12 protein-coding genes and 1 tRNA gene are annotated in these 12032 nt (G+C 32.2%); 4 read left to right on the top strand and 9 right to left on the bottom strand.

The window, feature by feature from the left end; translation table 11 throughout:
- From ACIQZC_RS05710 to udk, 5 genes are all read right to left on the bottom strand, one after another.
- The coding region (locus ACIQZC_RS05710; protein WP_396138273.1) for a ParA family protein at positions 1-592 on the bottom strand (592 nt) is incomplete at its 3' end.
- Between the two features lie 375 nt (positions 593-967).
- The gene (gene scpA / locus ACIQZC_RS05705; protein ID WP_396138274.1) at positions 968-3112 is read right to left on the bottom strand and encodes a methylmalonyl-CoA mutase; all 2145 of its coding nucleotides are present in this window, start codon (positions 3110-3112) and stop codon (positions 968-970) included.
- Entirely contained in the window at positions 3112-4476 is a 1365-nt protein-coding gene (locus tag ACIQZC_RS05700) for a methylmalonyl-CoA mutase subunit beta (protein ID WP_396138272.1), read from the bottom strand. The genes scpA and ACIQZC_RS05700 overlap by 1 nt, the downstream gene beginning before the upstream one ends.
- A 10-nt stretch (positions 4477-4486) precedes the next feature.
- A complete protein-coding gene (locus tag ACIQZC_RS05695; protein ID WP_396138271.1) occupies positions 4487-4852 on the bottom strand; it encodes a septum formation initiator family protein in 366 nt (121 codons plus the stop codon).
- Positions 4852-5460 (bottom strand): uridine kinase, encoded by a 609-nt coding sequence (gene udk, locus ACIQZC_RS05690; RefSeq protein WP_396138270.1) that lies wholly within the window; start codon positions 5458-5460, stop codon positions 4852-4854. Before udk ends, ACIQZC_RS05695 begins: the two co-directional genes overlap by 1 nt.
- Before the next feature lie 235 nt (positions 5461-5695).
- Here udk and ACIQZC_RS05685 point away from each other — a divergent pair.
- Both ACIQZC_RS05685 and trxB read left to right on the top strand, forming a co-directional pair.
- Positions 5696-5770: transfer RNA gene (locus ACIQZC_RS05685), tRNA-Pro, on the top strand.
- Between the two features lie 131 nt (positions 5771-5901).
- The gene (trxB, locus tag ACIQZC_RS05680) at positions 5902-6849 is read left to right on the top strand and encodes a thioredoxin-disulfide reductase (RefSeq protein WP_396138269.1); all 948 of its coding nucleotides are present in this window, start codon (positions 5902-5904) and stop codon (positions 6847-6849) included.
- A gap of 54 nt (positions 6850-6903) precedes the next feature.
- Here the strand turns inward: trxB and ACIQZC_RS05675 are convergent, their stop codons facing one another.
- From ACIQZC_RS05675 to ACIQZC_RS05660, 4 genes are all read right to left on the bottom strand, one after another.
- Positions 6904-7740: a GIN domain-containing protein gene (locus ACIQZC_RS05675; RefSeq protein WP_396138268.1), complete on the bottom strand. Its 837-nt coding sequence runs from the start codon at positions 7738-7740 to the stop codon at positions 6904-6906.
- Positions 7741-8000: 260 nt separating this feature from the next.
- Positions 8001-8720, bottom strand: a complete 720-nt coding sequence (locus ACIQZC_RS05670) for a head GIN domain-containing protein (RefSeq protein WP_396138267.1) — start codon at positions 8718-8720, stop codon at positions 8001-8003.
- Position 8721: 1 nt separating this feature from the next.
- Entirely contained in the window at positions 8722-10446 is a 1725-nt protein-coding gene (locus ACIQZC_RS05665) for a PspC domain-containing protein (RefSeq protein ID WP_396138266.1), read from the bottom strand.
- A gap of 5 nt (positions 10447-10451) precedes the next feature.
- On the bottom strand, positions 10452-10781 hold the full coding sequence (locus ACIQZC_RS05660) for a PadR family transcriptional regulator (protein WP_396138265.1): 330 nt from the start codon (positions 10779-10781) through the stop codon (positions 10452-10454).
- 231 nt (positions 10782-11012) lie between these two features.
- On the opposite strand from ACIQZC_RS05660, the gene ACIQZC_RS05655 reads away from it, so the two are divergent.
- Together ACIQZC_RS05655 and ACIQZC_RS05650 are read left to right on the top strand one after the other, a co-directional pair.
- Positions 11013-11468: a DUF4442 domain-containing protein gene (locus ACIQZC_RS05655; protein ID WP_396138264.1), complete on the top strand. Its 456-nt coding sequence runs from the start codon at positions 11013-11015 to the stop codon at positions 11466-11468.
- A 103-nt stretch (positions 11469-11571) separates the two neighbouring features.
- On the top strand, positions 11572-12032 hold a 461-nt coding region (locus ACIQZC_RS05650; protein ID WP_396138263.1), incomplete at its 3' end, for an NAD-dependent epimerase/dehydratase family protein.

The raw sequence follows: 12032 nt of genomic DNA, 5'->3' as shown, positions 1-12032 counted from the left end.
CAACAACTTGATTTGATAATCGTAAACGCGAATCGAACATAGTTAATAATAATCCTTCAATATCTAAACTTGGATTATGAATTTTTTGTACACTTTTTATAGTATTAAGTAATTTTCCTAATCCTTCCAAAGCAAAATATTCACATTGAATAGGAATAATAACACTATCTGCAGCTGTTAATGCATTCAATGTTAATAATCCTAATGATGGTGCACAGTCAATTATAATATAATCGTAATCATTTTTTATGGTTTCCAATGCTTGTTTAAGCATGTACTCGCGGTTTTCTTTATCGACCAATTCAATTTCAATGGCTACTAAATCAATGTGAGCTGGAATTACTGAAACATTTGGAGCAGAACATGAAACAGTTGCCTCTTGAGGGGTAGCGCTATGTTCTATAACTTGATACGAACCAATTTCAACACTTTCTACGTCAATTCCTAATCCTGAACTCGCATTGGCTTGTGGGTCGGCGTCAATTAAAAGTACTTTTTTTTCTAAAACTCCCAGAGATGCCGCTAAATTTACAGAGGTAGTTGTTTTTCCTACTCCGCCTTTTTGATTGGCTATTGCAATGATTTTACCCATTTGATTATTAAAAAATTTAAGTGGTAAAAATACAATTAATTATCGTTTTTTCAAGTCAATTTTGTTAACAATGGGTTAAAGTCTTTGCTGATGGTTTTAAAATAGGGAGAAAATATTTTATTAGTAAAGTTTTTTGTTGATAAATAAAAAAAAGCACGAATACTATTTGTGCTTTTTTTGATTATTAATCTCGTTTTGGAGTGTTTTTTTTAACACGTTTCTCTTCTTTTTTCTCTTTGGCAGTTTTTAAAGGTTCTTTTTTTGCCGTTTTCTTTGCGTCTTGACTTTTTGCCATAATAAATAGTTTTTAGTAAATATAAATTAAATAATGACTCTGCATTGTTTCTGGACAACAAATTTTAAAAATTTTACTTCTTAATCAGCTAATAAGACTTCTAAAATACTAATGGCTGCCTCGCTAATCTTGGTTCCAGGACCAAAAACTGCTACTGCTCCAGCATCAAATAGAAACTGATAATCTTGTGCAGGAATTACACCGCCAACAATTACCATAATATCTTCTCTACCATATTTTTTTAATGCTGATATTACTTGTGGTACTAAAGTTTTGTGTCCTGCGGCTAAAGAAGAAACACCTAAAATATGTACGTCATTTTCCACGGCTTGTTTTGCTGCTTCTTGAGGTGTTTGGAATAACGGACCAATATCCACATCAAAACCTACGTCGGCATAACCCGTTGCGACCACTTTTGCGCCACGATCGTGTCCGTCTTGTCCCATTTTTGCAATCATAATACGAGGACGACGACCTTCTTTTTTTGCGAAAGCATTAGCTAGTTGTTTTGCTTTTTCAAAACTTTCGTCATTTTTAATTGCTGCACTATACACGCCACTTACTGATTTAATTTGTGCTTTATATCTTCCGAAAACAACTTCCAAAGCATCACTTATTTCGCCTAAAGTAGCTCTGTTTCGTGCTGCTTCCACGGCTAAAGATAATAAATTTTCTGTATTGTTTTTCCCATGTAAATGGGAATCTGCACTTTCTGTTAATTTTGTTAAACAATTTTGAACTTTAACATTATCGCGAGTCTCTTTAATATGTTCTAATCGTTCAATTTGTTGTTTGCGCACCATATCGTTATCTACATCCAAAATATGTAACGGATCTTCTTTTTCCAAACGGTATTTATTTATTCCAACAATAATATCTTGATCACTATCAATTCGGGCTTGTTTGCGTGCGGCAGCTTCTTCAATTCGTAATTTCGGAATACCAGCTTCAATCGCTTTTGTCATGCCTCCTAATTCTTCTACTTCCTCAATTAAAGCCCAAGCTTTTTCTGCAATTTCGGCTGTCAAACGTTCCACATAATAGCTTCCTGCCCAAGGGTCAACCGTTTTACAGATTTTGGTTTCTTCTTGTAAAAAGATTTGAGTATTTCTTGCAATTCTTGCTGAAAAATCGGTTGGTAATGCAATCGCTTCGTCTAAAGCATTGGTATGTAACGATTGGGTACCGCCAAATGCAGCAGCAGCGGCTTCAATTGTAGTTCGGGCTACATTGTTAAAAGGATCTTGTTCGGTTAAACTCCATCCCGAAGTTTGGCAGTGCGTTCTTAAGGTTAATGATTTTTCGTCTTTTGGGTTGAATTGTTTCAATAACTTTGCCCAAAGCATTCTACCCGCTCTCATTTTAGCAATTTCCATAAAATGATTCATTCCAATTGCCCAAAAAAACGATAGGCGAGGAGCGAATTCATCAATTTTCATACCTGTAGATAATCCGGTGCGAATGTATTCTAAACCATCAGCTAAAGTGTACGCTAATTCAATATCAGCAGTAGCACCTGCTTCCTGCATGTGGTAACCCGAAATGGATATCGAGTTGAATTTTGGCATATTTTTACTCGTATATTCGAAAATATCGGCAATAATTTTCATCGAAGATGTTGGCGGATAAATGTAGGTATTTCGCACCATGAATTCCTTCAAAATATCATTCTGAATCGTTCCCGACAATAGGTTAGGAGCAACGCCTTGTTCTTCCGCAGCCACAATATAGAAAGCCATAATGGGTAAAACCGCGCCATTCATCGTCATTGAAACTGACATTTCGTTTAACGGAATTTGGTCGAAAAGTACTTTCATGTCTTCTACCGAATCAATGGCAACTCCCGCTTTTCCTACGTCACCCATCACTCGTTCATGGTCAGAATCATACCCTCTGTGTGTGGCTAAATCGAAGGCAACGGATAACCCTTTTTGTCCAGCAGCTAAGTTTCTTCTATAAAAAGCATTACTTTCTTCCGCAGTAGAAAATCCGGCATACTGTCGAATGGTCCAAGGTCGGCGAACGTACATAGTAGCGTATGGTCCTCGTAAATTTGGTGCAAAACCAGCTGCAAAACCAAGGTGTTCTAAATCAGAAATATCTTCTTTAGTGTAAATTGGTTTTAACTCTATGTTTTCGGCGGTTAAGAAGTTATCAGTTGTTTGTTGTTTGTTATCCGTTTTTGAACTGATTAACTTTAAATGTTGTATATCTTTTCTCATGATTATTGCTCTTGAGATAATCGTTCTTGTTCTACTTTTTCGGCCAAACGTTTTTCAATAATCGTTGTGATTAAAGTTTTTCTGGCGTTTTGTTTTACGAATGGATATAATTCCAAATCGTTTTTCATTTGGTCGTTTTTGTTTGGATACTTGTTAGTTCCTAATAAAACTTCTTTCCCTGAATCGAAAAGTTCTTGTTCTTTTTGTGCACTTTCGTTGATTTTTCTCTGAATAGTTCCCTCAATTAATTGCGAAATCAATCCGCCATTTCTTTCAATATCTTTAAATAATTCCAAGGCTTTTTCAGCTAATTGTTCGGTTAACGTTTCAATATAATACGCGCCATCAGAAGGATTATTGACTTTATCAAAGTAACTTTCGTGTTTTAAAATTAAAAGTTGGTTTCTCGAAATTCTATCGCCAAATTCGTTGTCTTTATGGTATAAAGCATCATAAGGTAAATTGGCAACGGCATCGGCACCACCTAAAATGGCTGACATACATTCAGTAGTTGTTCGCAACATATTTACATTGTAATCGTATAATGTTTTGTTGCGTTTTGTTGGTGTAGCAATTATATGGCAATCAAAATTATAATTGTATTCAGTTGCTAATGTGTTGAATAATATTCGCAACGCTCTTAATTTTGCTATTTCAAAAAAGTAATTTGTTCCAACAGTTGTTTCAAAACTAATCGGTTGATTGATTGCTGGAATTCTATTAAAATATTCGTTTGCTTGCGCTAGAGTGTAAGCTAATTGCTGAACGATATTTGCACCAGCGTTTTGATAAATTCCGCTTGAAATGGTTAAAAATGGAACAGATGTTTTTGAAGCAATTGTGTTTAGTTTCTCGAAATCTTTTTCAAGGTTTTCAAACCAATTCCCCTCTTTTACTAATTGACCAATTGGATCAACTTGGATGAAGATATTGGATTTGTTTTTTTTAGAAAATTCATTGATTTTATTTACAAATTCAACAGAAAGAAAGGGTAAATTAAAATAGTAGTTTACATTTTCTGTTGGAAGATTTTGCATCAATTCTTCAATGGAAAATGTGTCATTTTCTATTGTAAAACGAATACTTTCAGCTCCTCGTTGTAGAGTTTCTAGCGCTCGAACATTCGATTTTTTTACATCGTGTACAAAAATCTTTTGAACAATTGCAAAAGGTTTTGCAGGAACAATTGCATTTAAGTTAACTTCCGTTTCATCATTATGATAAAATGGTTTTACTTTAATACCTTCTGCACTCTCCCAAACTAAAGTTTCATTATAATCTGCGCCTTTTAATTCAAATTGAATTTGTTGTTTCCATTGTTTCGCGGAAATTGATTCAAATTCTGAAAATAGATTATTTTTAGTCACTAATTATATTTTATTTGTTACTATTTGTTTTTTCCGCTTCAGCTTCTTTTTCCACTTTTTTGTCATCTTCAAATTCAATGATGTAAATGTCTTCGTTATCACGTTTCATATAGTATTTTTCACGGGCATACTTTTCTACTCTATCGTCATTTTTAAGATGTTTAATACTTGCACTGTCTTTTTTTATTTCGGTTTTATAATAGTTTATATTGTCTTCTATTTCATCAATTTCATTATCTAATACACGGTGGTCTAAATAGGAATAATTATCTAAAAATAAGACCCAAATAATAAAGAAAATTAGCACTAAAATATAGCGGTTTGATAAGAATTTTAGGAACGGATAATCAGCTATTAGATTCTTTAGTTTATTCATTATACAAGTCTTTGGTTTATTACAGCTCGAACTACGTCTATGGCAACTGTATTGTATTTGTCATTAGGAATAATAATGTCTGCAAACGCTTTTGTAGGTTCAATAAATTGCTCATGCATTGGTTTTAAAGTGTTTTGGTAACGATTTAAAACTTCTTCCATATCGCGTCCACGTTCTGCAATGTCTCGTTTTAATCGGCGTATCAAGCGTTCGTCTGAGTCGGCATGAACATACACTTTTATATCAAACAGATCTCTTAATTCAGGATTTGTGAGAATTAAGATGCCTTCTACAATCATTACTTTTCTTGGATGTGTAAGAATTTTATCATCTGTTCTATCGTGAGTGACAAAAGAATAAACCGGTTGTTCAATTGTTTTACCCGCTTTTAAATCTTTTAAATGCGCTACTAAAAGCTCAAAATCAATCGCTCTTGGGTGATCAAAATTAATATGAGTACGTTCTTCGTATGTTAAATGATGCGTTTCTTTGTAGTATGAATCTTGAGATATAATTCCAACTTCAGTTGAAGGTAATTCATTCATGATTTGTTGTACTACTGTAGTTTTTCCGCTTCCGGTTCCACCGGCAATTCCGATAATAAGCATAAAAGATATCGTATTGATTGTTTTAGCAAAAATAAGAATAATATTCTATGTGTTTTTTGTTTTGATGAGAAAGTTATAAGAATTGGTGCTAAATATTATCGTTTGATCGCGCTAGTATTTTAATACAAGTTTTTTTGATAAGCTTCAATAACATAATATTTTATTTTTTTATTTTAAAAAACCTTTCAATTATTTGGGGAAATAGATTTTAATGGTATATTTGCAGCCTGTTTTACGGGGTGTAGCGTAGCCCGGTTATCGCGCCTGCTTTGGGAGCAGGAGGCCGCAGGTTCGAATCCTGCCACCCCGACTAAAACCTTCTTGTTTTCAAGAGGGTTTTTTTATTGTCAAAAACTATTAAGTTATAATAAAAACTAATTTAATTTTAAGAATAAATTTAATTATAAAACTTACATTTGCTACTCTTTAAAGAACAATATTATGTCAGATAAAATAGAAAAAGTTAAGTGTTTAATAATAGGTTCTGGTCCAGCGGGTTATACTGCGGCTATTTATGCAGCTAGAGCTAATATGTATCCTGTTTTATACCAAGGAACGCAACCAGGAGGTCAATTGACTACAACCAATGAAGTGGAAAATTTCCCAGGTTATCCAGATGGCGTAACGGGACCAGAAATGATGGTACAATTACAAGCACAATCACAACGATTTGGAACAGATGTTCGTGATGGTTGGGCTACTAAAGTTGATTTTTCAGGTACCATTCATAAAGTTTGGATTAATGACACAAAAGAAATTCATGCTGAAACCATTATTATTTCAACGGGTGCTTCAGCTAAATATTTAGGATTAGAATCTGAACAACTGTATTTAAAATTAGGCGGAGGTGTTTCGGCTTGTGCAGTTTGTGACGGATTTTTCTATAGAAACCAAGAAGTAGTAATTGTTGGTGCTGGTGATAGCGCTTGTGAAGAAGCTCATTATCTTTCTAAATTATGTAAAAAAGTCACAATGTTAGTAAGAAGTGACAAATTTAGAGCTTCTAAAATTATGGCTGAGCGTGTTCAAAAAACAGAAAACATAGAAATATTAATGCATACTGAAACGGATGAGGTTTTAGGCGATGGTCAAGTTGTTACTGGTGTTCGTGCAAAAAATAGAACTACAGGAGCTTTAACTGAAATTCCAGCAACCGGATTTTTTGTAGCTATTGGACATAAACCAAATACAGATATTTTTGCTGATTATATCACGTTAGATGAAACAGGTTATATCATCAATATCCCAGGAAGTTCAAAAACTAATGTTCCAGGTGTATTTGTAGCTGGTGATGCTGCAGATCATGTTTACAGACAAGCCATTACTGCTGCAGGAACTGGCTGTATTGCTGCTTTAGATGCAGAGCGTTATTTGGCTTCAATGGAATAATAATTAAATTTGAAAATAAAAAATCCGACAGAAATGTCGGATTTTTTTATATTTTTATTTTTCTTTTTTGTGGAGTAATGTATTATTTAGAAATTTCTTAATGATAATTTTTTGTTCACCCCATAATTCAATTTCCGACTTACCACTTGCTGCCAATGTAAGTGTATTACTAACATTTACCTCGCATTTTGCATAGCCTTCAGTATCAAGTTCTAATGAGTCAATAATCAACTTTGGTGCCGTAAAATGACTACTGTTGTCTAATCTTATTTTGCCATTTAAAACAGTACCTTCAATTAAAGCAGTGCTCTTTTGATACATATCTAGTTTGAATTCAGGAGAAGCGATTAGTGCTTTTAATTCACTATTTTTACTTAATTCCAGGCTTGTGCTTTCAGATTTTACGTTTAATTCTGCTTCTGCCTTGTCATCAAGAATAAGTGCAAAATAATTCGATTTAACATTTAAAAAGGACTTAGAAGTATTATAGTTTTTTATGGTGATTTTATCCAATTCAATATCGGCAAGAGCTTTTAAAGTAACTTCATTTCTAGCAGTAACAAGTTGTAAATCATTAGAATAGTTAATTCGAATAGTAAATTTTTTGAATCCCGTGGGATCTTTTAAAGCACTAATTTTTAAAGTATTTCCCGAAACCTCATAATTAATTATTTCATGAAGGTTATCATCTGCCTCAATTTCTATAGATGGTTTTGTTCCTTTTACTAAAAGAACTTCGAAATTATCGCCAACTTCAATATTTTCAAAGGTATTAACTTCTTTAACGGCAATTGTTACGATTTTTGAGCCTTTTATTTTTTCTTTTTTTTGGCTAAATGAAAGAGAAGTTACTAATAAAGCAACCAATAGATAGGAAATTTTACTTCGCATATTGAGTTTAATTTAAATACAAATATAAAAAAAACATCAGTATAATTTACTGATGTTTTCATTTTGTATTTATAGGATTGATTCTATCAAGTTTGTAATAAAAGTAAATACAAATTCTATAATCTGAATAACTAGTTTTATCATAGGGTAGGAATTAATTTGTTAGTATTTGTTGTTAATGTAAAATTAGTGTTTTTATGAAATAATGTTGTTAATTTTGTACTAATTATTTGTTAAACATATGGGTAGCATAAAATTAGTTACTCATTTGTAACACTTCCACCTGAACTTTCTTCTTTTATTAATGTTCTTGGTTTCTGATAATAATTAATAGAACTTCCGCTCGAAGCCGTTCCTTTTAATTTTACTATTGGCTTTACTTTGGTAAAACTTCCACTTGATGCGTCGGATGTTATTTCATTAGCTGCTAATTCTTCGGCGTCAATTTCGCTGCCGCTTGAAGTTGATGTTTGTAAGTTTAAAGCTTTTCCAGAAATAGTGATGCTACTTCCGCTAGAAGAGTCACAAGACACTTTTTCATATTCTAACACGGCTTCTATTTCGCTTCCACTACTTGTGGTTAATGAAATTTCGGTTCCTCTTAATGTGTTTTTAGAACTAATTGTAGATCCGCTGGAAGATTCTAAACCTGTAATTATAGGCATTTTAACAGTTACGTTTATTGGTGATTCCGTATGAATACTTCCTTCAACTTTTACAATTAGTGTACCATTTTCAACTTTTGTAATCACATATTGTTGAATGTTATCATCTGTTTCAACTTCAATGCTCGCAGGTGATCCTTGTTCTACAATTACGGTAATGCCCGAGCTAGAAGCAATTTTTTCAAATGATGTTGCAATTGCTCTTTTCTCTTTAGTGATGTTTCCGCTACCTTGTGTGCCTATATTAAAATTTTCGTTACAGGAAAAGAAAACAATTCCAATTAAACAAAGCAGTATTTTATATGTGGTTTTCATGTTATTTAGTTTTAATTTCTATTAAATTTTTAGAATCGTCAATTACTATTGCTTTACTAATTTTCTTTTTCACTAAGACTCCATTTTCGTCATAAATAATAGTTGCTGTAGAATCATTTTCTAATTCATTGGATTCAATATCTTGATGCTCGTTTTCTGAAATAGGACAATTCAAACATTTTACTTTTTCAGTATCAACTCTATAAATATAATCAGAAGAGCTATAATGTAGATTGAAGAAATTGTCATTTGATACATCAAAATTGTAAAAGTTTTTATCGGTTTTAAATACGGTTCCTTTTGGTAAATACAAATACAATGCAACTTCTTGGCCTCTAAATTTATTTTCAACTGCAGAGGTTAAATAATTGTCTAATTGCAGTACATTACCTTCAACTTTAAATGCATATTTAATTTTTTCAGCTCTTTTTCTTGCTTCTTCTGAAGATTTTCCTTTAGCTGTTTTTTCTATTTGGATATAAGCTGATGCTAAATCAGTTTCCATGATTTCAATAGAAACATTATTAGAATAAATGACTTCTTTATTGTTATCGTCTTGTGTTATTTTGAAATCGGTTTCATGATGAACGTTTTTAGAATAGAAATCATTGTTTTTAAACTTAATGAGTAAAGTGTCTGTTGGATTTAATATTAGTTCTTGTTTTTGTACTGTTTTTCCTTCAAATGCAAATTGCGATGCTTCGTTAACGCCTAATGAAATGGCAATACCCATTGCAATAATCCAAGTAGCAAGTAATGTATATTTTGCAATATTCCCAATTGATTTTAAGTTATTTACTAATAATTTTAGTCCTAAAATAAGTAAGAAGAAAAAAGGTATACCAAAGACAAAAAGTACTAAAATTCCTTGAACCCACATTGGTGTTTCTAAACCAATAGGTGTTTTAACATGATTTAATAGAAAATTATCAGGCATATTTGTCGAAAAAATCATGAATATACTTGTAATGCAAAATGCTACAAGCGAAATAGAGCTGAATAAAACAATGATTCCGCCAATCAATTTTGCAAATACATTAAACACTATTGAAAAAAAGTTTCCCACAGCATTTCCTGTTTTATTGATGCCTTGTCTTGTGTTTTCGGCTATTTTTTGATGGTCTATTGAGCCAATTTTATCAGCAATATCATCGATACCTTCTTTAACTTTTCGTTCTATATTTGAAATAGTAATTTCTTCACCTTTCATTTCTAGTTTTTGAGAAGTGGTTTCGGCCTTAGGAATAATAAATAGTAATATTAAATAGATTAATATTGGGCTTCCAAAACCAGCTATTACTATGATTACAAAAAGTAAACGTATCCAAACCGGATCTATATTAAGGTAGTGTCCAAATCCTGAAGCAACACCACTTATAATTCCATTTTCCTTATCTCGGTATAATTTTTTCGCTTTGCTTTTCGTGTTAAATGTATTAGAACTAGATGCGTATGGTGTTTCTTCATCAATTTTATAGTCTTCAGGTTGTCCCATGATTCCAATTACAGCATCAATTTCTACTAAACCTATTACTTGTTTATCGTTTTGAATGCGTTCTTGAAATAATTCGGCAATACGACTTTCAATATCTTTCATTATTTCCTCTCTGCCATCAGGAGCAAGTGAACGTTTTACCGCATCAAAATAACGCGATAATTTTTGATAGGCATCTTCATCAATATGGAAGAAAAAACCTCCTAAATTTATACTTATTGTTTTATTCATGACGTTTAGTTTTGACTGGTTATTAGATTTACGGCATCGGCTAATTCTTTCCATGTGCCATTTAATTCTTGTAAAAATTCTTTTCCTTCATGGGTTAAACCGTAATATTTTCTGGGTGGACCCGATAAAGATTCTTCCCATCGATAATTTAACAAGCCGTCATTTTTGAGCCTTGTTAATAAAGGATACACGGTTCCTTCAACGACTAATAATTTTGCGTTTTTTAGCGTATCCAGTATTTCAGAAGTATATGCATCTTTTTCTTTTAAGACAGATAAAATACAAAATTCTAAAACCCCTTTACGCATTTGCGCTTTAGTGTTTTCAATATTCATAATTCCTTTTGATTTTGATAATTAAACTGTTCATTTTTTGATTGTTTTGCTTTCGCATTTGATTGATTTTGATGATTAAAATTATATTACCTATTAATTTCTTATGCAAAGATAAGTCTATTGGATGGTATTATGTTACGCCTAGTACTAATATTTAACATAAAATTAACATTTAACATCGTTAGCTACTTCTTGTTTAATTTTGTATTTTTACAGCAAATTCAATCAATCATGGAGTTTACACCTGCCAAATTAAATTTGTTTACTTTTTTTAAATTGCCAGCTGCCTTTTGGTGTGGTGTGCGTGTTAAGTCAATTTCACCTGAAGTTTGTGAAGTAACCGTAAAACACCGTTGGTTTAATCAAAATCCTTTTAATTCAATGTATTTTGCAGTGCAGGCAATGGCAGCGGAGTTTACAACAGGAGCTTTGGTATTGTATCAAATCAAGGCAAGTGGTAAAAACATCTCTATGTTAGTGGCTCAAAATAAAAGTGTGTTCACTAAAAAAGCTACTGGAAGAATTACTTTTGCATGTACACAAGGCGATGCAATAAAAGAAGCAATTCAAAAAGCAATTGAAACAGAAGATGGACAAACCATTTGGTTGACTTCCATTGGAAAAAATGAAAAAGGAGAACAAGTTTCGGAAATGCAATTTGAATGGACTCTTAAAGTAAGAGATTAAAATAATAAATTGCACTTGTCGTATTTATTACTAATCCTAAACATACGTTAATTTATTTTCAAACTATATTTTTTCATTGTAACTTTGATAAAAAGCAAATAAAATGACCATTTTAGTTACAGGAGCGACTGGTTTAGTAGGAAAAGAATTAGTAGGATTATTGTTGCAAAATGGGCATACAGTTCATTATTTATCTACTTCAAAAGATAAATTAGTCTACAATTCTAACTATAAAGGTTTTTATTGGAATCCAAAAACAGCTGAAATTGATTTAAATTCCTTAACTGATGTTGAGGTTATTGTTCATTTAGCAGGTGCAAATGTTGCTCAAAAATGGACTTCTTCATACAAAGAAGAAATTATTCAAAGCCGCGTTCTTTCGACAAAATTATTATTTCAAACACTGCAAAAAACACCCAATAACGTAAAACAATTTGTTTCGGCATCTGCCATTGGTATTTATCCAAGCAGTTATACAACTATTTATCATGAAACTGATACAGACATTGATGTTTCTTTTCTTGGAAATGTAGTTAAGCAATGGGAAAACGAAGTAAATCAGTT

This window comes from Flavobacterium sp. (assembly GCF_044338735.1).
Classification (GTDB): domain Bacteria; phylum Bacteroidota; class Bacteroidia; order Flavobacteriales; family Flavobacteriaceae; genus Flavobacterium.
This window is presented reverse-complemented; position numbering and strand designations above follow the sequence as displayed.